The 23512-nt window shown below is 44.8% G+C and carries 18 protein-coding genes; 13 read left to right on the top strand and 5 right to left on the bottom strand.

Annotation, left to right across the window (positions count from 1 at the left end):
- Window positions 1–63 precede the first annotated feature (63 nt).
- Window positions 64–1893 carry a glycoside hydrolase family 9 protein gene (locus G9Q97_RS00850; RefSeq protein ID WP_166142198.1) on the top strand — a complete coding sequence of 610 codons (1830 nt, stop codon included), beginning with the start codon at window positions 64–66 and terminating at the stop codon, window positions 1891–1893.
- A gap of 28 nt (window positions 1894–1921) precedes the next feature.
- On the opposite strand, the gene G9Q97_RS00845 is transcribed toward G9Q97_RS00850, so the two are convergent.
- Window positions 1922–2650 (bottom strand): hypothetical protein, encoded by a 729-nt coding sequence (locus tag G9Q97_RS00845; protein ID WP_166142196.1) that lies wholly within the window; start codon window positions 2648–2650, stop codon window positions 1922–1924.
- A gap of 209 nt (window positions 2651–2859) precedes the next feature.
- On the opposite strand from G9Q97_RS00845, the gene G9Q97_RS00840 reads away from it, so the two are divergent.
- On the top strand, window positions 2860–3528 hold the full coding sequence (locus G9Q97_RS00840) for a YdcF family protein (RefSeq protein ID WP_166142194.1): 669 nt from the start codon (window positions 2860–2862) through the stop codon (window positions 3526–3528).
- A 2-nt stretch (window positions 3529–3530) separates the two neighbouring features.
- Here G9Q97_RS00840 and G9Q97_RS00835 read toward each other — a convergent pair whose 3' ends face one another.
- Both G9Q97_RS00835 and G9Q97_RS00830 read right to left on the bottom strand, forming a co-directional pair.
- Window positions 3531–4832, bottom strand: coding sequence for a cryptochrome/photolyase family protein (locus G9Q97_RS00835; protein ID WP_166142192.1), 1302 nt, complete (start codon window positions 4830–4832; stop codon window positions 3531–3533).
- A 31-nt stretch (window positions 4833–4863) separates the two neighbouring features.
- Window positions 4864–9471 carry a translocation/assembly module TamB domain-containing protein gene (locus G9Q97_RS00830; RefSeq protein ID WP_166142190.1) on the bottom strand — a complete coding sequence of 1536 codons (4608 nt, stop codon included), beginning with the start codon at window positions 9469–9471 and terminating at the stop codon, window positions 4864–4866.
- Window positions 9472–9481: 10 nt separating this feature from the next.
- Between G9Q97_RS00830 and tsaD the strand changes: the two genes are divergently transcribed.
- The 7 genes from tsaD (at window position 9482) to G9Q97_RS00795 (ending at window position 15414) form a co-directional block, all read left to right on the top strand.
- Window positions 9482–10504: a tRNA (adenosine(37)-N6)-threonylcarbamoyltransferase complex transferase subunit TsaD gene (gene tsaD, locus G9Q97_RS00825; RefSeq protein ID WP_166142188.1), complete on the top strand. Its 1023-nt coding sequence runs from the start codon at window positions 9482–9484 to the stop codon at window positions 10502–10504.
- Window positions 10491–10955, top strand: a complete 465-nt coding sequence (gene smpB, locus G9Q97_RS00820; protein ID WP_166142186.1) for an SsrA-binding protein — start codon at window positions 10491–10493, stop codon at window positions 10953–10955. The genes tsaD and smpB overlap by 14 nt, the downstream gene beginning before the upstream one ends.
- Entirely contained in the window at window positions 10921–11736 is an 816-nt protein-coding gene (locus tag G9Q97_RS00815) for a C40 family peptidase (protein ID WP_166142184.1), read from the top strand. The genes smpB and G9Q97_RS00815 overlap by 35 nt, the downstream gene beginning before the upstream one ends.
- 8 nt (window positions 11737–11744) lie before the next feature.
- Window positions 11745–12254, top strand: coding sequence for an HNH endonuclease (locus G9Q97_RS00810; protein ID WP_166143422.1), 510 nt, complete (start codon window positions 11745–11747; stop codon window positions 12252–12254).
- A 181-nt stretch (window positions 12255–12435) separates the two neighbouring features.
- A complete protein-coding gene (gene rpsA / locus G9Q97_RS00805; RefSeq protein ID WP_166142182.1) occupies window positions 12436–14220 on the top strand; it encodes a 30S ribosomal protein S1 in 1785 nt (594 codons plus the stop codon).
- Window positions 14221–14468: 248 nt separating this feature from the next.
- Window positions 14469–14594, top strand: coding sequence for a hypothetical protein (locus tag G9Q97_RS25140; RefSeq protein WP_262889446.1), 126 nt, complete (start codon window positions 14469–14471; stop codon window positions 14592–14594).
- 379 nt (window positions 14595–14973) lie between these two features.
- Window positions 14974–15414, top strand: a complete 441-nt coding sequence (locus G9Q97_RS00795; RefSeq protein WP_222851887.1) for a hypothetical protein — start codon at window positions 14974–14976, stop codon at window positions 15412–15414.
- A 708-nt stretch (window positions 15415–16122) separates the two neighbouring features.
- Here the strand turns inward: G9Q97_RS00795 and tnpA are convergent.
- On the bottom strand, window positions 16123–16584 hold the full coding sequence (tnpA, locus tag G9Q97_RS00790) for an IS200/IS605 family transposase (RefSeq protein ID WP_162416523.1): 462 nt from the start codon (window positions 16582–16584) through the stop codon (window positions 16123–16125).
- Between the two features lie 351 nt (window positions 16585–16935).
- On the opposite strand from tnpA, the gene G9Q97_RS25340 reads away from it, so the two are divergent.
- Both G9Q97_RS25340 and G9Q97_RS00780 read left to right on the top strand, forming a co-directional pair.
- Window positions 16936–17136, top strand: a complete 201-nt coding sequence (locus G9Q97_RS25340; protein ID WP_246255308.1) for a type II toxin-antitoxin system RelE/ParE family toxin — start codon at window positions 16936–16938, stop codon at window positions 17134–17136.
- Between the two features lie 86 nt (window positions 17137–17222).
- Window positions 17223–17522 (top strand): helix-turn-helix domain-containing protein, encoded by a 300-nt coding sequence (locus tag G9Q97_RS00780; RefSeq protein WP_166142178.1) that lies wholly within the window; start codon window positions 17223–17225, stop codon window positions 17520–17522.
- Between the two features lie 32 nt (window positions 17523–17554).
- Here G9Q97_RS00780 and G9Q97_RS00775 read toward each other — a convergent pair whose 3' ends face one another.
- Window positions 17555–19963 carry a glycoside hydrolase family 95 protein gene (locus G9Q97_RS00775; RefSeq protein WP_246255307.1) on the bottom strand — a complete coding sequence of 803 codons (2409 nt, stop codon included), beginning with the start codon at window positions 19961–19963 and terminating at the stop codon, window positions 17555–17557.
- Between the two features lie 232 nt (window positions 19964–20195).
- Here G9Q97_RS00775 and htpG point away from each other — a divergent pair, with 232 nt between their 5' ends.
- Window positions 20196–22076 (top strand): molecular chaperone HtpG, encoded by a 1881-nt coding sequence (htpG, locus tag G9Q97_RS00770; RefSeq protein ID WP_166142174.1) that lies wholly within the window; start codon window positions 20196–20198, stop codon window positions 22074–22076.
- Window positions 22077–22526: 450 nt separating this feature from the next.
- Window positions 22527–23450 carry an endonuclease/exonuclease/phosphatase family protein gene (locus G9Q97_RS00765; protein ID WP_166142172.1) on the top strand — a complete coding sequence of 308 codons (924 nt, stop codon included), beginning with the start codon at window positions 22527–22529 and terminating at the stop codon, window positions 23448–23450.
- Window positions 23451–23512 lie beyond the last annotated feature (62 nt).

Here is a 23512-nt window from a genome sequence, read left to right as displayed (position 1 = left end):
CCTTTTAAACAAATAACGGATCAAATTTTTTAATTTCGGTTTTTGAAATTTTATATCACTACTATGAAGACAGTATTAAGGGGTTTTTTGATTTTCATTTGGGGGATAAGCCTGGTGGTCGAAGGATATGGGCAGGCGGATGTTTACCTTAGGGTCAATCAGTTGGGCTATTTGGCCAATGATGAAAAAGAAGCCCTGATTTTCAGCCATTCACCTGTTCGGGAGCCAGTGCAGCTCATTCGATCAGCTGATGATGAGGTCATCATGGCATTTAAACCAGAAAGAAGAAAAACAGCTAACTGGGGTAATTTTGATTTTTATTATACCCTCAATTTTACATCTTTCACCAGTCCGGGGGAATATTACCTGCAAACCAAAAAATCCCTCCGACAATCTGCTTCATTTAAAATTGGTCCTGAGGCTTATGCTCATCATCAGGAAACCTTACTGACTTTTATGCGGCAGCAACGCTGCGGATACAATCCCGTACTGGACATGGTCTGTCATGAAAAAGATGGGCGCAGTTTTTACGGTCCCATGCCTGACAGTACCTATGTGGACCTCAGTGGTGGCTGGCATGATGCCGGAGATCAACTCAAATACCTGATTACCGGGAGTTATGCTACTGCCCATATGTTAATGGCATTTGACTTGTACCCCGAAAAGTTTGCCGATGCCTACAATGCATTGGGGCAGGCCGGCAGCAATGGTATTCCGGATGTGCTGGATGAAGCAAAGTGGGGCCTGGATTGGATCCATAAAATGCATGCTGGTCCTGATCTGCTTTTTCACCAGGTAGCAGACGACCGGGACCACAGGGGATTTAAAATACCCAATCAGGATAATTCAGATTATGGCTGGGGAGAAAACAGCTACCGGGCAACTTACCTGGCCACAGGAAAACCACAGGGACTGGGCAAATACAAGAGTCAGGCAACAGGTCTGGCCAACCTGGCAGGAAGGAGTGCTGCGGCCATGGCCCTTGCCGCCAGGATATGGGAGAAGCACCTGAATGATCCCTTATATGCTGCAAAATGCAGGAAAGCAGCCATTTCACTTTACAGGCTGGGTAGGGAGCACGAAGGATACCAGCAAGGAAATTCCTATGGAGCTCCCTACCGGTACAATGAAGAGACCTGGGCAGACGACATGGAATGGGGCGCAGCGGAGCTTTTCGCCTTAACCGGTGAAAACGCCTACCTGGAACAAGCCAAAGCGTATGCTTTAATGAGCAGCAACGAAGATGCATGGACCGTGAGAGATACGGCAGCCCATTATCAACTTTATCCGTTTATCAATATGGGTCATTTTGCCCTTCACCGCCATGTAGAGGCAGATTTTAAACAAATCCTTGAAGGATACTACCAGGCAGGAATCGATTATACGCTGAAAAGGGCCACCCAAAACCCCTTCCATATCGGAGTGCCCTTTATCTGGTGCTCCAATAACCTGCTCACCAGTCTGATCACGCAGGCAATCCTTTATGAAAAAATGAGTGGTGACAGCCAATACCATCATTTTTTGACTACCCAGCGGGACTGGTTGTTTGGCAGAAACCCATGGGGGACTTCCATGTTTACCGGAATGCCTGATAAGGGAGAGACTCCCGATGATGTACATACCAGCGTTTATGTGATGCTGGGGCTCGAAGTACCGGGAGGGCTGGTAGATGGCCCCATTTACAGAAGCATCCACGACAGCCTGCTTGGCCTCACTTTAAATGATCCGGATGAATTTGCCCATTTGCAAAATAATCATGTCGTGTACCAGGATGATGTAGGGGATTACAGCACCAATGAACCCACCATGGACGGTACAGCCGGTGCCATCTTGATGATGGCCCATTTCGGAAGGGAAGCCAGTCAGAAAGCGACAGCAATAAAGCAGGATTGAAAGGGCTTTTTAACGCCATACCCTTTTTTCATTGGTTCCGGTTGATTGACTCCCTGATAAAAGAAAGCTGATGGTGGATATCCCTCCAGGAAAAGGGAAGTATGGCCTGAGAATGGGCAAGCGCATCCCTAAGCTTCCCGATATTCCTTACGGTGTCGTCATATTGTTGCCTGTTTGCCGCAGGAAGAAACCTTTTGTAGCGCTGCTTCTTGGAGAAAATGCTGCCCAGATCTGCCAATTGAAGACATTGGATAAGGTCTATTTCTTCATTTCGGGAAGTTTTAAGTTCAAAAAGTTCTCTCGCAGCCTGAATCCGCTTTTGAGACAGGCTTTGTTCCCAATCGGGCACTTCCAGCTTTACCAAATCCCTGAGGTAGGTCTCCCAAACACTGATAAAACCAATCATGGCCAATCGCATTGGGATTTTATCCAGGTCACTTTGGGTAACAATATGGCTGATCTGCTTGCCCTCTCTCAGAAAAAACCTTCTTTGAAAAGCCAATTTGTCAAAAGCTGTTAGTAATGGGGTTTCTGCAGGCATGATATCAGCCTCATCCATAGGCGAAGGTTCATCGGATCCTTTGTCATATTTGAGCAATCCAAAAGGTGTACCAATGGCCGCAGTTTGAAAATTCCTTTTTTTCATTTCATCCTGATAATCATTCCTGGAAAAAACCATTAATTTTTCTCCAATGCTGGCAACAGGAATGAAGGTATCAAACAGCCGGAATAGAATTTCGTGCTTGTTTTGAGTCATATCGATCCTTGGGGGAAAGTAATAAATGATTTTCTAATAAACCGGATGTGGTTCCTTAATGTAATAGGAATCGGTGAAAATAAAAATCAGGAACCCTATCAAACTTGATGGACCGATGCTTTGAAAAGTTGTGCCAAAGCTCAAAACAGGATTTTATGGTTTCCGGCCTGTAACAATTATATTTGTCGCTCAAATGTAAACTTTTAAAAATGCTTCAGGAAAATCAGCCGAAAGTCAACTCAAATGTCCTTGATTTGGCCAAAATTTTATGGGATTACCACCAACTCAACCATACCCTTCAGCCCTCAGATGCCATTTTTGTTTTGGGAAGTCATGATACCAGAGTGGCCGAAAGGGGGGCAGTATTGTGGCTGGAAGGCATGGCGAAGTACCTTATTTTATCCGGAGGTTTGGGCAACTTTACTCAGGGCATTTGGGATGAACCTGAGGCCGATAAGTTTGCCAGAATAGCCATGGAAATGGGTGTCCCCGAAAAGGCAATATTGGTAGAAAACCAATCCACCAACACGGGTGAGAATATCCGGTTTACCCAGCATCTCCTTGAAAAGAAAGGATTGGATTTCCGGGAGTTTATAGTAGTACAAAAACCCTATATGGAAAGGCGATCCTATGCTACTTTCAAAAAGCATTGGCCGGAAAAGACCCTTTGGGTCACCAGTCCCCGCATTTCATTTGAAGCCTACCCCAACGAGGAGATATCCATGCCCATTGTGATCCAGTCCATGGTGGGTGATTTGCAAAGGATAAAAGAATACCCCAAAAAAGGCTTTCAGATCCATCAGGATATTCCGGATGAGGTATGGGCTGCTTTTGAACATTTGGTTGCCTTGGGCTTTGACCAGCACCTGATTGGATAAAGCTATTTTCCCAAGGCCTTCTTATACACCGATAAAGCCCTTTCTCTGGCCATTTTATGATCTACCATGGGTTTTGGATAATCATCAGTGCCATATTCAGGCACCCATTTTTTGACATATTTTTGTTCTTTGTCAAATTTTTCCAACTGAGATTCGGGATTGAAAATACGGAAATAGGGCTGAGCATCCGTACCGGTACCGGCCGCCCATTGCCAACCACCATTGTTGGAAGACAATTCAAAATCCAGTAGCTTTCTGGCAAAATAAGCTTCTCCCCAGCGCCAGTCTATCAAAAGATGCTTGGTCAAAAAACTGGCGGTAACCATCCTCACCCTGTTGTGCATATAGCCCGAATGGTTGAGTTCCCTCATCCCTGCATCCACCATGGGATAACCGGTTTTGCCCCGGCACCATAGGTCAAATTCCTTTTCATTATTCCGCCAGGGTATCTGGTCGTATTGGGATTTGAACGCCTTGTCCACCACCTGCGGATTATGGTACAGGATCATCATGTAGAATTCCCTCCAAATCAGTTCATTCAAGTAAACTTCATTTAGCCTTGCGGCTTCCACAACCAGCTTTCGGATACTGATGGTGCCAAATCGCAAATGGATACCCAGGCGGCTGGTTCCATCCAGAGAGGGGAAATTTCTGGTTTTATCGTATTTTTTAATCAGGGGTTTGTTGATATCCAGAGGCGGAATTTTAATATCGCTTTTTTCAAAACCAATATCTTCGAGAGCAGGAAGAGGCAGCGGTTTTGTCTGGTAAAAACTGTTCTTCCGCCCATCCAGGCTTACAGGTTCTATTTTTGCGGCCTTGAATTTTTTCAGCCAAACCCTGCTGTAAGGCGTGAACACCTTATAAAAATCTCCCTTTTCTGTGGTAATTTCCTCCTTTTCATGGATGACCTGATCTTTGAAATCGTAAAAAGGGATATTTTTCTCCTTCAGAAATGATTCCACCTCCCGGTCCCTTTTCCGGGCGTAAGGCTCATAGTCCCTGTTGGTATACACGTTTTTGATCTCGTATTCCCCGATAAGGGATTGGAAAACCTCCAGGGGACTGCCCTTCCTGACCAGCAGCGAACTGCTGTAGCTTTTGAGTGCCTCATGCAGTTTTTGGACCTGATCGTGAATAAACTGCACCCGGGCATCAGTCTTTTCCTCGAGTTTATCAAGAATTTCACTGTCAAAAATAAAAAGGGGCAAAACATTTTCCTCGTTTTCATAGGCATAGTACAGGCCCATGTTGTCCTCCAGTCTGAGGTCTCTTCTAAACCAAAAAAGGGTTATTTTTTCCATAGGGTATTAAGTGGCCTGGACTGGTTATTGTTTATTTTTCGACTGGTTTTTCCTGTTCCAATATCCGGATTCCAGATGGCTCTTCGATAGGGTCAGGCTTAAATAGCTCCGGGGCTACTTCGTCCAGGTTGATGTTAAAATCTCTGCGTAAATATTCGTCCGAATCATTCATTGGAAGTGATCGTTTCCGGCTGAAATTTTGAAAAAGTTCCTTCAAAGAGCTGAAAAGCAAGTTTTGGGATACCGAAACGCCGTAGGTATTAGGGACCCGGTTATTGATACCGAAGGCGGTCAGGGTATTGAAATTGTTGCGGTTATACACCCGGACCCGGTACCTGCCGTCCTCGGTAAGCAGGTATTCGGCCTGCCAGTCTCCTGCAATGGTATTTAAGTCTGCATTTCCCTGCAAGTCCGTAAAACCTCCATCTCTGGTTACCCTAAGCCTGCCGTCAAAAAAAGTGTAAGCAATGCTGAGCTGAAAGGTTTCCAGGGCAGTTTCATCCAGTCCCAGCAAATCGAAATCTATTTCCAGGTTTTCATCTACCTGTGCAATCAGGTTGTTGAGTTGGGAAGAAATCAACTGGCTGAGATTGGAAAAGCCAATACCGGCCCCGCTAAACTGCCCCTCGGGCGAAAACCTCCGCAGCATGATCAGGGAGAATACCTGCCTGTTTTTTTCCTGTTCATCGTTGGCTATCCTATTGCTGAAAGCTGAAATGGTGGTTTGTATTTCACTGTCTTCGGGAAATTCTGAAAAATCAAAATCAAAAGAAATATCGGGAGATAACAGAGGCCCATCCAGGTCCATGATTACTTTGACAGGAAAGCGGCGCTTCAATTGGTTGTTTTCAAACTGTCCATTGGTGGAATTGGCTTGCAGAGAAGCCAGGGAAACATTTTCCTGGTATACGGCAGAAATGTCCATTACCCCTTCATAGGGATCGCCATACCAATTGATAATTCCTCCGGGTTCGATCAGGAATTTTTTGTTAATTACATTGTACAGCGAAAAATTGTACAGGGCATCCACTATTTCAAAGTTGCCAACCATGTTGAAATTGCCCTGCGTGTCAATATTAAGGTTCAACACCCCCCTTCCCCTACCCTGAATGTTTTCTCCAGTTTTTGGATCAATCTGTATCTCCACATAGGCATCAGGTGTTATGTCCAGGTTTAGGTTCATCCTCAGGTTATTGATGGACAGCTTCTCCACCCCTTCTTCAAATTCTATGGTTTGGACCGTGTCCCGTACATTGATGATGTTGATGAAATCTTCCTGGGCCTGACCGTTGCTGTCTCCTATGGGGATGTAAACCCTGGTATTGGGCTGGGAAGTGGCATTTGCCGTAAGGTCCAGGTTGTTGGCCGCACCAAAAACGTTGATATCCCCGGTGGCAAAGGCCGTTCCGAAAAACAAATCGTTATCGGCTGCGCTGGTGTTCATCACCTGAAAATTATTGATATTGGCGGATAGGTCTAAAACCAGGTTGTCGAAATTGTCATGGGTGATTCCCCCCCTCAACCTTGCGGTATTGTTATTGATATCCTTGAGTTCAAGCCCCCGGAAACTGATGTTATCGGGTTCGAAGATTACATTTCCATCTACCTTATAGGTGGTATTCAGGTAGTTAAAGCGGAAGGTAGCGTTTTCCAGTTTTCCCAAACCCTCCACAATGGGACGGGTGATACTTCCCCTAATGCCCAGATTGCCGTTTAGGTTACCATCAATATTGCTTAAGTAGTTGGAAATAAAGGGTTCCAACACAGAGAGGTTGGCATTTTCAAAATTGGCATTGAGGGCCATGTCTTTATTTTCGGAGGCCAGATTTCCACTGATTTCGATTACTTTTTTCCCTTCCCGGAAATTTTCCAGGGAGAGATTGATGGCCTGGTCTGCAAAAAAAGCACTGGCGGTAATATCTCCGACCAGAAAATTGTTGATGCGGATGCCATCCACATTCAGCTTGCCATCCATGCCCTCTTTGTTCCAGCCTTCAGTCAGCCCAATCCTCCCATTGGCTATTCCTTCAAATTCCCTGTTGCCAAAAGAGTTCAAAAAATCCAGGTTCAATTCATGGATATTGATTTCCATCTGATCCCCGGGATCCAGATTGATTTTCCCATCTGCTGAAATATACTGGTTTTCATGAAAAATTTTCAAATTGTCAAACACCGTTTCACCTGCAGACACACTGATGCTGTTACCGGCCTCAAATTGCCAGTAATCCTCCAGCAATTTGATTTCCGAAGGGGAGAATTCAATGGTGGTAGTGGCTTTGGAGAGATTGATGCCCGCTCCAATATCCAGGTAGCTTTCTGTAAGCAATTGATCCAGATAGAAAGAGACGTTCAGGCGGGACTGATCCCAAATCGTCTCCATGGATAAATTGTCGAAATTTAACCCGGAGGCCAGTTGAATTTCCCTGGACAGCACATAAAAAGAGGCCAGTACTTCAGCGCTGTTTTTGTATTTGGCGGTATTGAGGTCAATGTTATTGTCGATGAAATAATTGCCATTGTAAAAAATGGTATCTATACCTGTAAAGAAGTTAAATACGGTATTTTGATCCGTTTGGTAAAAAGCGCCTTCTACGGATGTATTGCTTGAAATAAACAACCGGGGGTCTATAAGGTTCAGTATGGGGTTGGGATCCCTGAGGTCCAGGCTGATGTCAATCTCGTAGGGATCGCCATCCCCGGGGGAATTGGCTATTGGTCCGCTGTAGTCATTGGTAAGAATGGCATAATATTCCTCCCAAAGCTTCTCCAAATCCTGCCCGAGTTGCTGAACCTTAAAATTACCACTGATCCCGGCCACCAGTAGATCAGAATTGAGGGAAATCACCCTGGAATCCTCCGTAAATAAGGATTGAAAGAGAAAGTAGTCCAGAAAAAGGTCCCTTCCATCATAGCTGATCAGGATGTCCCTGAAGCGGGAGACGCCCTCTATATTGTCCCAATGTATGCCCTTGGTGTCCAATTCGAAATTTCCACTGAGGAAAATGTCTTTTTCCGTAAGATTGATATTGTTCAGAAAAGCCGTATCCAGCTTCATGACAAGATTGGCGGAATCCTTGTTGTTTCTCAGGTCCAGAGTACCATCCACTTCCATCACCAGGTTGGGGTCTTTTATGGTAAGCTGCCCCTGAAACAAGTCTTTGCCATAGGTGGCTTTGGTGTCTATATTTGTATATTCGTACTGGTTAATACCTATTTTGCTGATATGGGCATCCAGAGCAATAAGTGCCTCATCCACCGTAAGCCCCGTACCTTTGATATCTCCCTTAAAACTTGCTTTTTGGAAGTTTTCAGATTCCTCAGTCAAAACTCCCAGGTCAAAGTTTTTGGCCTCAATTTGTCCCTCATAGGTAGGTACGTCATCTTTTTTAAGATAATTCAGGTTTCCATTTAGGGACCCAATGGCTGTTCTGAACTCCCCCTTTGCCCTAAAGTCACTCAGATAACCGTCAAAATCTGAGTCAAAGCGGATGATCCCGAATTTGTCTATTTCCCTTCTCGCTTCTGCGGAAATATAAGGGTAAAGGTCCTCAGGCTGAAGGGTGGAGTTCATCAGCGAAAGGTTGAAATATGTTTCTGCCACCTGAGGCAGGCCTTCAATATTGAATTTCCCGAACAAAGCACTTCTTTCCCCAAACCTGAGTAGCAGCTCTTCGGAAAAAATGGAGTTTACTTTTCCAATGATCTGTCCGCTGAGGTACAATCTGTCGTCTATGGGAGGGATGTTCTCCGAAAAATAACCCAGGTCCCGTATATCCAAAATCGCCTCATCCAGCTGGGCAAGCAAGTCCACCTTCCGGTTAAAATCCCTGAGATCGGCTACATTTTCATAATCAAACCGCAGGTAATCTTTTATCTCTGTTTCATTGGACTTGAGGAAAAGGTATTTGAATTCCATTCCTGTACTGGAGTAGGTAAATTCTGTCTGAAGTTGTTGAAAGACCATCTCCGAATTGCTCTCCACTCCTCTCATATATTCCAGGTCAAAAGCCACCGTATCCCTTCGGACGTAAAAATCAGTAGCATTGGCCACCATGTCCCTGAATTGTAAATTTGCATAGTCAAATTTCAGGTCGATATCCGGTAAGTTATAATCGATTATGTCCAGGGAAGTCTGCTCGAAAGAGATATTTGAAATGTTAAAGGTTGATGGTCGAAGGGATTTTTCTTTGGGTTTAGGAAAAAAACCAGCCCTGAGCCTTTCCAAAAAGATGGAGATGTTCAATCCCTGCCCGTCTGTATGGGTCAGCAACCTCACGTTTCCATTTCTCAGGTTGATCACGTCCAATCCGGGTTGATCCTTATCCAGCAAGCCCTGTATCGAAAAGTCTATATAAACCTCATCCAGATCTATCATCAGGCTATCCTGAAGATCGTAAACGGTCACATCCCGGAGACTGATGGCATCCCACCACCTAAGGTTAACGCGACCTATATCCGTTACATAACCGGTATTGCTTGAAATTCTATTGGTGATAAAGCCCGCCAGGTAAGTCTGAACTCCCGGGATCTGCAGTAAGAGGGTAAGGGCCAGCAGAAACATCAGCAGGTAACGCAGGATCACAAACAGCCTTTTCAAGGCATTCAGTAAAATTTCCTTAACTTTCGGTTTATTTTCCAACAGGCACCAGATGAGTTGTAATATATTAGCTATAGAATCCTCTTGTGATGAAACGTCAGCAGCAGTGATTTCTGATGGCAAAATACTTAATAATATTGTCGCCACGCAATCCGTACATGAGAAATATGGCGGGGTGGTACCTGAATTGGCCTCCAGAGCCCACCAGCAGCACCTGATCCCGGTGGTCGCAGAGGCATTGAAATCATCGGGATTGGACAAAAGCTCCCTTTCTGCGGTGGCTTTCACCCGTGGACCGGGTTTGATGGGAGCCCTTTTGGTGGGAGGCTCCTTTGCCAAAGCCTTCGCCTATGCTTTGGACCTGCCTTTGATAGAGGTAAACCACATGGAGGCCCATGTCCTGGCCCACTTTATTGATACGCCCAGTCCGGCTTTTCCCTTTATCTGCCTAACGGTAAGTGGAGGACATACGCAGTTGGTTCTGGTAAAGAGTCACCTGGACATGGAATTGTTGGGAGAAACTTCGGATGATGCCGTGGGAGAGGCATTCGATAAAATAGCCAAGATCCTTGGGCTTCCCTATCCGGGAGGGCCTCATCTGGACAAATTGGCTGCCAATGGAAATCCGGAGGCCTTTACATTCCCGATTTCGGATATGAAGGGGCTGGCTTTTTCCTTTTCGGGAATTAAAACCGCCGTACTGTATTTTCTAAAGGATAATATCAAAGATGATCCTGAATTTATTGCCCATCACCTGGAAGACATCTGTGCATCGGTACAATATGCCCTGATCAGGATGTTGATGCAAAAATTGGTCAGGGCTAGCCGGGAACTCGGGATCAGGGAAGTAGCCATTGCTGGAGGGGTTTCGGCCAACTCCGGCTTGAGAACTGCGTTAAAAGAGGCAGCAAAAAATCAAAGCTGGAACGTTTACCTGCCCAGGTTGGAATATTGCACGGACAATGCAGCCATGGTGGCCATGGCTGCACATTACAAATACCAGGCAGGTCAATTTTGTGGATTGGATATCAGCCCTTTGGCAAAAATGAAAATTGGAAATCATGGCAAAAAATAATAAGTTCGACAAGATCATCAATATCAGGAACAAAAAGGCAAGTTTTGAATTTGAGTTTCTGGACAAATTCAAATCCGGGATAGTACTTCGGGGTACGGAGATAAAATCCATACGTGAAGGTAAGGTTTCCCTTACGGAGGCCTATTGTTATTTTAAGGGAGATGAGTTGTTTATCAAACAAATGCATATCGCACCCTATACCCTTGCTGCCCATTATAACCATGACCCCGTGCGGGAGCGAAAGCTGCTGCTGCAAAAGCATGAATTGAAAAAACTTCAAAATAAGTTTTCCGAAAAAGGCCTTTCCATTGTTCCTGTGCGTATATTTATCAATGACCGGGGGCTGGCTAAAATGGAAGTAGCCCTTGCTAAAGGCAAAAAAGTACATGATAAAAGGCAATCAATAAAGGAAAAAGATGCAAAACGGGACCTCCAACGAATGGCTTTCTGATCGGGCCTTTGGTATTTGCAGGCTATCCTTACTGAGCATTTACCGGGAACCTGTAGTTGGCTCAGGATTAACTTCCCAATTGCTTTTCGGGGAGCTGTATCAGGTGCTTCGCAAAACAAAAGACGGGCAATGGCTTTTTGTAGAAGGAGAGGCTCAGGCAGGTTCTGGCTGGATACTGGCTTCTCAGCACCATGACTTGACTGCCGGGTCCTATTCTTTTTTTATGCAGTCTCCCCTGCACATAACAACTGCTACCCTCAGTAGGGTTATCTGGGAAAAATCCATCGTCTATTTACTTCCCGGAAGCCAGCTTCACGCTGGAAACCAGGAGATATTTGACTGGGAAGCCTCCTTTTCTTTCGAAGGCAGCAGCAGGCCTTTTTCCAAAAAAGCTTGCAGAGAGGAGTTGGTAGAGACAGCCAAAGGTTTTTTGAATGCCCCCTATCTTTCCGGAGGAAGGAGTATTTTTGGCCTGTACGAAGGGAGTTGGCTGCATTTGATTTTTAAAATTTGTGGTTATATCGTTCCCAATTACCTTTCCCAGTTATTGACTGCCGGACGGGAGGTGGGGTTATCAGGGATACAGGCAGGGGATGTAGTAATATTCAGCAATGAACAAGGAATTCCATCCCGAGCCGGTTTATACACAGGCAGTGGGCAGTTGCTGGAAATCCATGGTAAAGTCAGATTCAGTCCTTTTGAACCTGAAAAATGGATAACAGGCAAAAACAAATCCAAACAGGTTCAGGTTCTTCATGTTAAAAATCTAATGGGATCATGAAGGAGTGGATGGAAAAAAAAGTGCTTGTGCTGAATTTGGATCATTCCCCTGTCGGCATCGTCAATGTGCAGAAGGCATTGGTACTTACCCTGCTGGAGAAAGCAGCTCCATTGGCCAATTTTGATTACCTGACGATACGGACGGTAGATAGAAATTTCGCTTATCCGGCAGTGATCCGCCTGCATGAGTACAAAAACATTCCTTATAAAGGAGTCATGTTAAACAGAAACAACCTGTACAAAAGGGACCAGCATGCCTGCCAGTATTGTGGTGCCGAGAAGAGCCTGACCCTGGATCATGTGGTACCCCGGTCCAAGGGAGGAAAGACAAGCTGGAAAAATCTGGTTACCGCCTGTCACCGCTGCAATACCCTGAAGGGGGACAAAACTCCGGAGCAGGCAGGCATGAAACTAAAAATACTGCCCTTCAGGCCGACGCTTGCTTACTTTTTAGCCGAATATGCAGAAAGACATGCCGAAGAATGGCTGCCATTTTTAGCAGCCAAAACAGTGGGATGAGCGGTCTGCTAATCCGGTAAAGAACTTGATTTTTTGTGGGTTAGGCATTTCTATTCCTAAAATATTTCGTAAATTTGCAGTCCGTTCGGGTGAACGGTTCTTCCTTAGGGAAGGTATTCTTCATAAAAACCTCAGCCAGACGACCCTAAGGCTGTTGAAAATCAGGGTTGTATCATTTAATATGTCAAATCAAAAAGATTTTAACTGGGAAAAATTTGAAACCAAGGGTTTTGGAGAAGGCTATACCAAGGCTGAAAGAGCCGAAATGGAAAAGCTGTATGACAAAACGCTTACGGAGATCACCGAAAAGGAGGTCATTACCGGTACGGTAGTGGGTATCAACGACAAGGACGTGATCATCAACATTGGTTTCAAATCCGATGGATTGGTTCCCTTGAACGAGTTCCGTGATGTTGAGGACCTGAAAATTGGCGACGAGGTGGAGCTTTTCATAGAAGAGCAGGAAAACTCATTGGGCCAATTGGTGCTTTCCCGTAAAAAGGCCAAAATGGTCAAAGCCTGGCAGACCATTGAGGAGGCCCTGGAGCAAGACAATGTCATTGAAGGATTGGTGAAGAGAAGGACCAAAGGTGGTCTGATTGTGGATATTTACGGGGTAGAAGCTTTCCTTCCGGGTTCGCAGATCGATGTGAAACCTATCCGGGATTTCGATATCTATGTAGGTAAGAAAATGGAAGTGAAAGTGGTGAAAATCAACCACGCCAACGATAACGTGGTCGTTTCTCACAAAGTATTGATCGAAAAAGATCTGGAAAAACAAAAAGCCGAAATCCTGAACAACCTGGAAAAAGGACAGGTATTGGAAGGTGTAATCAAGAACATGACCAATTTCGGTGTATTTATCGATTTGGGTGGTGTAGACGGACTTTTGCACATTACCGATATTTCCTGGGGCAGGATCAACCATCCCGAAGAAGTGCTTAACCTGGACGATAAGGTGCAGATTGTGGTATTGGATTTCGATGATGACAAGAAACGGATTTCTCTGGGCATGAAGCAGCTGACTGCTCATCCATGGGATTCACTTTCTGCCAGCCTTGAAGTGGGATCCAAAGTCAAAGGAAAAATTGTCAATGTGGCCGATTATGGCGCATTCCTTGAATTGGCTCCAGGTGTAGAGGGACTGATTCACGTATCAGAGATGTCCTGGTCTCAGCACCTGAGAAATCCCGCCGACTTTGTGAAAGTGGGCGACGAAATCGATGCAGTGGTATTGACCCTGGACAAAGACGAAAGGAAAATGTCTTTGGGCATCAAGCAACTGACCGAAGATCCATGGACCAAGTCCGAAATGGGTACCAAGTATGCCATAGGCACCAAGCACAAGGGAATCGTCAGAAACCTGACCAACTTTGGCTTGTTCCTGGAACTGGAAGAAGGTATCGATGGTCTGGTACACGTATCCGACCTGTCCTGGACCAAAAAGATCAAGCATCCTTCCGAGTTTGTAAAAGTAGGCGACGAACTGGATGTTATCGTCCTGGAACTGGATCTGGATAGCAGGAGACTGGCATTGGGCCACAAGCAATTGGAGGAAAACCCCTGGGATACCTTCGAAAGTGTGTTTCCGATCGGATCTACGCACAAATGTTCTATCATTTCCAAAAATGACAAAGGAGCAGTATTGGAGCTTCCCTATGGTCTGGAGGGATTTGTTACCGCCAAAAACCTGGAGAAGGAAGACGGAACACAGGCTGAGGCAGGAGAAAGCCTTGATTTCAGGGTAATCGAATTTTCCAAAGAGGACAAGCGCATTGTGCTTTCGCACACAGCTACCTTCAAAGAGGAAGCCATGCCTAAAGCTGCTGCCAAGAAAACCGCAGCTCCTGGTACCAAGAAGAAAGCTTCCGGATCGGATAGCAGTGCCGGAGGAGAGAAGTCTACCTTGGGTGATTTAGATGCCTTGACGGCTCTGAAGGAAAAAATGGACCAGTCCAAAAAATAAAAGAAAATAGATTTTATAATGAAAAGCGCTTTCCGGTTTCGGTTAGCGCTTTTTTTTTACCATCTAAGGAATAAAAAAAATGTTAGGATGGGTTTTTTGCTGGAGTCAGCTACTTATTAAATGGTTTGCATAAAGCAGGTGGATCAGGGTTAAATAGGCTACCGTGCAAAAGGATAAGGTCAACCAGGTTTTGGTTTTGTTTGGTTATGAACTCGGTCCGGTGCCAATAAACCGCAATAAACTGATCCATGAGAAAGGCTAAAGTATTTATGCACAACGATTGGGCAGGTATCCTGCAAGAAGATGAGGAAGGATATCATTTTCAATACAGGGATGTTTATCTGAAAAAAGAAACTAACACGCAGGGATTTTGAAGCAGCTATGGGGAGGTTTGAAATCGATCAGAAAGCATTCGATAACATTTTCCAACGTTTAAAAAAAGCGATTCCTAAATGGCATGAGTTTGTGGAAATAAGCTTTCTTCCGGATGAAATGAAGGAAGCCTATCAAGTAATGATTGATAAAAAAGCCAAACAAATAGGAGTATTTCAGCCCATGCCTAAATCTGATTCGGAATACGGTATTTTTTGACGGAAACCAGGTTGTGACATCAGCTTCAAAAAATACTGAAAATCAGGACAATCCTGTTTTAATCTATTCCAACCTAGAATTCAATACTAAAACCAATACCCAATGAAAACCAACTATTTGATCGTATACCGCGCCTGTTTTTGCTTTCTTTTGATCATAACTATGAGTTGTAATTCAAACAAATCCGGCAAGGATGGACAACAGGTGGTTTTCCCTACCGATTTAACGGTAATTGAGCCAAGCGATTCCGTTCAATTTGATACCAGTTGGTTTGACAGTAAATACAAGGTGGCAGTATATATGAATAAAGTTGGCCGTTCCATAACAACCCTGGACTGGCAACCTTCGATATCAAACAACAAGGAGGTGGCCTTCCTTTTCTATATCTCAGAAAAAGACCCTTCCAAATTGATCCGGCAATTGAAAGAGAACAATTTTTCGCACCCTGTAATTCACGACCCGAATAAGGAATTTTATAAAGCGAACGGTATCGGGGAGGTATCCTTTATTTCGTTTTTGCTAAAAGATGATCGCAAAGTAGAAATGGGAAATCCCTCGTTCCCCAACTTTCAAGAGAGACTTGAGGCTTTGACCAAAGAATAATGGGGTAAACCAAACGGTTAATCCATTAGCAAACCGGACTCGTTTTGTTGGTAAACCGACTGTCGGAGAAATAAATGGTGTGAAAGAGAAATTTTTTGCTCGAATAGTTTACAGAAATTTATATATTTCAAATAAACATTTCATAGCTACACAGGCTCCAGGCCCGTTTGTGACAAGCCAATTGAATCATTTTAATTTACTGGAATTTAGTATTGGAACCAGTTAATCCTTCTTTTGAATTATACCAATATGGGTCCAATTCGTAGATAACTCATTTTCCTCATAACAGCAATGCAGTTGCCACAAATGCGGATTTGTTGGACTGTGAACGGGAAATTCTTGGTAATTTTTCACCTCACTTTGAATAAAGTGGGGTGAAAATCTGTTTTAGCAGCAACTACAATCGTCCTATTTGCTCAATAGAGCACATCTTGTGAAACTTGAGTAAAAAGTCCCACCCATTAATTTTGTGACTAAAACCAGGGGCGTAGCCCTGTAATCTTAGTAGAAGCAACCTGTGCCGACGAAAATGAGGGGCGTTAGCCCTGAAATCTATTCCGTCCTTCCGTCAAGACAACAATTTGGAGTCAAAGCCCTCACAGAATTGTTCAGGCAGTAACCCACATTTATCATTGAACGGTTGTCATTTCCTAGTTAGCATAAATCTATATCCAGCCGAAATCCAGGGACGTATCCCTGAGACCTAAGTCAGTCGTACCATTCAAAAAGATATTTGGGATCATATTCAACACCGAATTTGTCAAGCAACTTCAAATACTCATCCCTAAACGATTGCTTCTTATGGTGTTCGGGTTGGTTCAAGACATATTTTACGACCCTATCAATGTGGGACCTGGAATAGGAAAACGCCCCAAATCCGTCCTGCCATGCGAATTTACCAGGAACAAGCTTTTTTTGGTTCAGCCATGTTGTTGAACCTGACTTGACCTGTTCCATTAGTTTGGAGGGGGAAATAGTAGGGTGTATACTCGCAAAAAGGTGTGTATGATCTGGGTTACAATAGATAGCATACGTTTTACATTTATGGTTGGAAACGATTCCACACATGACCTTCTCCAATTCGTCACGGTAAGACTCCCTGATAAAGTTTCCCCTGCCCTGGACAGAGAAAACGAATTGGACGTATAGTTGTGTGTATGTATTTGCCATTGTATGATAACAGGGCTGAGCCACTTTGGATCCTTAAAGCTAATTTAGTTCTACAAAGATTAAGTACCAAAGCTTTTGCAACTTGTTTTACATTTCCGCAGTAAAAAGATTTCAGGGCCATGCCCCTCTGATTCCCGACTTTAATTCTTTACTACTAAGATATCAGGGCTACGCCCCTGTGGGTCGTGATACTAACTACGATCTACAACTGTTTGAGACAAAAGCTATTTGGTTTTTGGTTGGGATCCCGCAGGACAAAGAATTCAGGGCTTCGCCCCTTTGTTTGCCAATTCTGATCTACTAAGAGGGTAGGCTACTGCCTCTAGGATTCAAAAAATCTAGTCACCATCTATGATAAATTTAATCTACGAAACGAGGTACCAACGATTTGAACTGATCAAGCAAGTGGAAAGGGTTCCTAAGAAGTTCTTGGAGCATCTTGATGGAACTGATGGGCTGTACGAGGTAAGGGTGGAATTCCAATCGAATATTTACAGGATTTTCTGCTGTTTTGATGAGGGAAGGTTGGTCGTTCTTTTCAATGGTTTCTAGAAGAAAACTCAAAAGACGCCAAAAAAAGAATTAGAAAAAGCCAAAAGAATAATGAAAGCATATTTTGAATCAAAAAAACCAAAACCATGAAAGATTATAGGGATGTAAAAACATTTGATGAACTGATTGAATTTGAGCATGGAAAAATCGGGAGTGCAAGCCGTATTAAATATGAAGAAAGTGCCCAAATGTTTATTGTAAGCGAAATGTTGAAGGCAGCAAGGAAGGCCGCCAATCTGACACAGGAACAGTTGGCAGAAAAGGCAGGGACGAAGAAAAGCTATATTTCTAAACTTGAAAATGGAAAAGGGAATATACAATTATCGACCTTGATACGAATTTTTGAACAGGGGCTAAATAAGAAGATTGGATTAACTTTCTTGTAAATGGATGAAAAGGAATAGTACCTTGCCTTTCGCTAGTACTCCAATCCTGGAAATAGCGACTTTGCTTCGCCCTTTTTTAAGTCAACAAGCCATTCCTTACCCTTATAAAGCACCTTGCTTTTCCCCCCGCTCAGCGCCAGAATAGCTGCCTTTTGAAGGTTGCCATCTTCCCATTCCATACTTACCTCAAAATTCCCTCGTGCTTTCAGGCCGGATACCTGACCCCTGTCCCATGCCTCGGGCAGTGCCGGTAATAGGCGGATGATTCCTTCCTCATGCGACTGCAGGAGCATTTCTGCAATACCTGCTGTGGCCCCAAAATTGCCCTCAATCTGGAAAATCTTTCCGAGCAAATCAAACATATTGGGAGCCAGTTGGGTGGCCATCATTTGGTGGATATGATCCAGGGCCTCGTCTCCCTGCTGTAAACGCGCATAAAAATTGATAATCCATGCCCTGCTCCAGCCGGTTTGTCCGCCGCCACCGAAGGCCAGTCGCCTTTCGATGGTTTTTTCCGCAGCCTGGAACAAATCGGGTGTTGCTGCGGTGATTTGATTGGACGGGTACAAGGCGTAAAGGTGAGACATGTGCCTATGGCCCGGCTCCGCTTCCTCATAGTCCTCGTACCATTCCTGAAGGGTGCCGTCCTTTCCAATTTTAATCGGAGGTAATTTAGCGCTTGCTTTTTCTATTTCCGCTGTCAATTGCTGCGCTCCCAGGATTTCCTCTGCTTCCAGGCAGGCGTTAAAGATGTCATTAATAATTTGGATGTCCATGCTGGCTGCCGTGGTATTTCTCGTTGGCTTTCCGGTGGTTGGATCGATATAAGCGTTCTCCGGTGAGTAAGAAGGAGACGTGACCAGTTCCCCATTTTCATTTTCTTTCAGAAAGTCCAGAATAAACCGGGCTGCACCGGCAATGACAGGGTAGGCCGTTTCTTTTAAATAATCCTGATCCTGGGTAAATTCATAGTGCCGCCATAGGGATAGCGACATCCAGGCACCTGCCAGGGGGTTGGAATAACCGTTGGTAACCTGAGATTCCTTAGTTGACCCGGAGGGGGTGGTTCGTCCAAACGGATTGCTCACATGATGGGCCATCCAGCCAGAGGAGCCGATGAAGTTTTCTGCAGTAGTACCTCCGTTTTCCGCTAATTTTACAATAAAATTACACAGGGGAACAAAGGCCTCGGATAAATTGGTCAGGTCGGCAGGCCAGTAATTCATTTGTAAATTGATGTTCAGGTGAAAATCCGATTCCCAGGGAGCCCACATTTCCTTGTTCCAGATGCCCTGTAAGTTGGCAGGAAGAACCGCCCTGTTGACCGAACTTCCCATCAGGAGGTACCTTCCGTATTGAAAAAACAATTCCGTGATGTGGTTGTCATTCGTGCCTTCCCGCACCTTTTCCAGCCGCTTATCGGTGGGAAGGCTGTCCCGATGCGGGCTGCCTAAGGAAAGCCTAACCCGGTTAAACATGTCACTGTGCTCAGAAATATGCGCCTGTTTAGCTGTTTCGTAAGTTGCTTCAGCAGCCTCTCTCATTAATTTCAACGCGGTGTCTTTAGCGTCAATGTTTCGGTCAAAGTTCAATTCAGCTAAATTATAATCCGTTGCTGCACTTAGGATCAGGGTAAAGCCGGTGCTGTTTTCGATGCTAAGGGTTTTTTCATTTCCGCGTATTGTTCCATTATCCAAAACGGCTGTGATTTGGGAAGAAAACTTCATGTGATCCCCGGGTTTTCCGGAACCGCCCACATTGTCATCGTACCCGTCGGCATCATCAAATACCTGTCCGTCCACGAATAGAATATCTTCTTCTCCAACGCGTTGGAAGATGTCCTTCTCCCGTTCAAAACGAATCGTGCTGCTTACCGGTGCTCCATCCAGGCTTTCAAAGCGGTAAAAAATGACATTGTATTCATTGGAGGAAAAAGCCTCTCTGCGGTACCTTTTCCCTGCTATGGAATAAGTAGCCGTGACCAGGCCCGTCTCCATGTCAAGGGACCTTCGGTAGTGATCCACCGATTTTTGATGGTCGAATGATATATGCAATTCACCTAACGGCTCATAGGAACGTATGGAGGTGGGGGAGACGGACAGGTATTCCATGGCGTAGTCCAGGGCCTCTTGATAGTTTCCTTCCAGATTTAACCGCTGAAATTCAGCGTAATGCTGGCGCACGTTTTCGGGGTAGGGGTCTTCAGGCATCCCTGCCCATAAGCTTTCCTCATTGAGCTGAATATGTTCTTCCTGCAGCCCTCCATAAATCATGGCTCCCAATCGCCCATTGCCAATGGGAAGTGCTTCCAGCCAGTCGCCGGCAGGGGAAGTATACCAAAGTTCCATCCCTGGTGAGGGATTTATTTCATTACCTGCTATTTGGCAGGTACTGGCAAGGGGAGTGATGCTGATGAATAGCAGCAGGAGCAGCTGTCGCATATTGGGTTGGTTTTGATAATATCGCATAATACCAAAATATTCTGAATAATTTCAAGAAATCACCGAACAGGATCCTTGCATAGGAAACCGTCCGACCCCGCCTGGGATCGGATAAGGGATATTTTTAAACGGAGACAAGTACTGACAATTTGACACGAAAATGAATTTGGAACAAGACTTGAAATAGGCAGAAAGAATATTAGACTTAGTTAACACAAAAATAAATAATACCATGCAGGAGAAAGGTACCATTTCGATTCATACCGAAAATATTTTCCCTATTATCAAGAAGTTTCTCTATTCGGATAATGAAATTTTTCTCAGGGAATTGGTGTCCAATGCGGTGGATGCCACCCAGAAAATCAAAAGATTGGCCGCTTTGGGTGAGTACAAAGGAGAACTGGGTGATCTGACTATCGATGTCAGCTTTGACAAGGAGAAAAAGACCATTACCGTCTCCGATAAGGGTATCGGCATGACCGCCGAAGAAATCAAAAAATACATCAACCAGATTGCCTTTTCCGGGGCATCCGAATTCGTGGAGAAGTTCAAAGATGCCAAGGATGCCAATGAGATCATTGGCAAGTTCGGTTTGGGTTTTTACTCGGCCTTTATGGTGGCCGACACGGTGGAAATCCATTCCCTATCCCGAGAGGAAGGCGCTGAGCCGGCCAAATGGGTCTGTGATGGCAGTACGGAATTTGAAATTAGCCCCGGGGACAAAACCGAACGCGGAACGGATGTGATCCTACACATCAACAGCGAGTCCGAGGAGTTTCTGGACAAATGGAAGCTGCAGGAAATCCTGGACAAGTACGCCAAGTTCCTTCCTGTACCTATCAGGTTTGAAACCAAAACCGAAAGTGTAGAAGACGGGGTAGATGACAAGGGAGAGAAGAAATGGAAATCGGTAGAAGTTGACAATATAGTCAATACCACCGATCCCATCTGGACACAGGCACCAAGTGAGTTAAAAGACGAGGACTACCTGAAATTTTACAAGGAACTGTATCCCATGAGTGAGGATCCGCTTTTCTGGATTCACCTGAACGTGGACTATCCATTCAACCTTACCGGAGTTCTGTACTTTCCCAAAGTAAAGAAAGACTTTGAACTGCAGCGCAATAAGATCAAACTGTTCAGCCGCCAGGTTTTCATTACCGATGAGGTAAAAGATATCGTACCGGAATTTCTGATGCTATTGCACGGGGTAATCGATTCTCCGGACATTCCGCTAAACGTTTCCCGAAGCTTTCTGCAGGCCGACAGCAACGTCAAGAAAATCAACAACTACATCACCAAGAAAGTAGCGGACAAGCTGGGTGAATTGTTCAAGAAAGACCGAAAAGTTTATGAAAGCAAGTGGGGAGACATTGGTCTTTTTGTGAAATACGGGATGATTTCCGAAGACAAGTTTTACGAGAAAGGAAAGGATTTTGCCCTGTTTACCAATACGAAAGGAGAATATTACACCCTGGAAGAATACAAGGAAAAGGTAAAGCCCTTCCAAACCGGTAAAGACGATAAGTTGGTATACTTGTATGCAACCGATCCGGATAAGCAGGACAGCTTTATCCAGTCGGCCAATAAAAAGGATTACGATGTGTTGTTGATGGATTCGCCCATTGACAGTCATTTTATCCAGCATTTGGAAGGTAAACTGGAAAATGCCAGCCTGAAGCGCGTAGATGCCGATGTAGTGGACAAATTGATCGAGAAGGAAGGCGGATATGAAAACCTTCTTACTGAGGAGCAATCCAACAAGGTGAAGGAGATTTTTGAAAAAGCCATCGACAACAAAACCTATTCGGTGGAAGTGCAAGGTTCCAGTCCGGAGGAATTGCCCGTCACGGTGACCATGGACGAATTCATGAGAAGGATGAAGGACATGGCGCAAAATGGCGGCATGGGATTTTATGGAGCCATGCCGGACAACTACAAAGTTGGCGTAAACGGAAACCATCCTGTGGTTGATCGGATTTTAAAATCAGAAGATGCTGCAGAACAGGAAAGATTGGCCAAGCAGGCCTTCGATTTGGCCCTGCTTTCTCAGGGATTGCTGAAAGGAAAAGAGCTCACCGCCTTTGTGAAAAGAAGCGTGGAGTTGATTTGAGCGTAAAATGTATTCGTAGAAAGGGAAAGCGGGTTCAGTGCCTCGCTTTCCCTTTTTTGTTTACACGTCGATCGTAGAAAGATTGGAGTTGCTGAATGGCAGCTTAAAGCTGAATTGGTGCCATTTCAACGGGCTGAGAAAGTCTCACGGTAATACCGTGTCCGTAAATTCCGACGTACCCAAAATCCCTCCGCCGCGGCGGAGGGAATTAGTTCAAGTTGGGCTTCTAGGTTCATGTATATCAATGACGATTTGTTTCAGGAATTTAGGGTTAGCCAGGGGAATTATCGTGCCTGGAAATTTGAGCGATATCCAATCCCTATATCCACCGGGATGAAATTATAAAACTGGGATTTGCCGCAAAAGATAACCTGTGTATATTTACCAGCGGTCTCTTTTTATGAAAATAAGCGGCCCAATGCACCCCCTATTTCCAAACGACTCCACACAGTGAAACGAATAATACTATTCACCTGCCTTGTTATCTTTTTTCTCCTGAAAACCGATTCCTGGGCACAATCCGATACAAAGGCGCTGAAGGTCATGGCCTGGAACATTTTGCATGGAGGAAATGACCTTCCCGATGGACCTGATCGGGTAATAGACATCATCCGGGAAATTGACCCAGATGTGGTGCTCATGGTGGAAACCTACGGCTCCGGACCCCGTATAGCGGAGACCTTAGGCTATCATTTTCACCTGATAGCACCTGAAGGTACCGATCCAGATGACGAAAGCATCAACCTTTCCATTTATTCCAAATACCCCTTTGGTGAGCGAATCGATACCGGGTATCCGTTTTACCTGGGTGGACGGGAAGTGCTGATCGATGAGCAGAAAATAAACGTTTTTTCCAACTGGTTTTACTATTTACCCTGGGATGATGCACCGGAGCAGATGGGGAAATCAGTCGATGAACTACTGGTTTGGGAAGCCGCCGGCAAGCGAACCGAAATGATTCAAAACGTGCTGCCCTACCTTAAAAAATATGCTGCTGCCACAGATTCCATTCCCATGATTTTAGGCGGTGACATGAATTCCCCTTCCCACCTGGACTGGAACGAAGAAAGTCAGGCTCGCCACAACGGACTGATCGTGCCCTGGTATGCTACCAAAGTGTTGGCCGACTTGGGATTAAAGGATTCGTTTCGGGAAGTACATCCAAACCCAAACTGGCATCCGGGCATTACCTGGGATGTAAAGGGAAAGGAGGATTCCCACCGCATTGATTATATTTTTTACCAAGGGCGGTTAAATCCGTTGGAATCCACTTCTTATATGGCCTATTTTGGCGAAAACCTACGTATCAACGGCAAGGACATACCCTACCCTTCGGACCATGGGTTTGTCGTAACCACATTTGCGCTGGAATAGCTCTTTTTTAAAACCCGAAAACCAAACCGTAACTACCTGATCCTGTGTAAAGAAAACTAACT

Origin of the sequence: Cyclobacterium plantarum, from assembly GCF_011290685.1 — a bacterium.
Taxonomy (GTDB): domain Bacteria; phylum Bacteroidota; class Bacteroidia; order Cytophagales; family Cyclobacteriaceae; genus Cyclobacterium; species Cyclobacterium plantarum.
The sequence above is the reverse complement of the archived record's forward strand: the minus strand, read 5'-3'. Positions and strand labels throughout refer to the sequence as shown.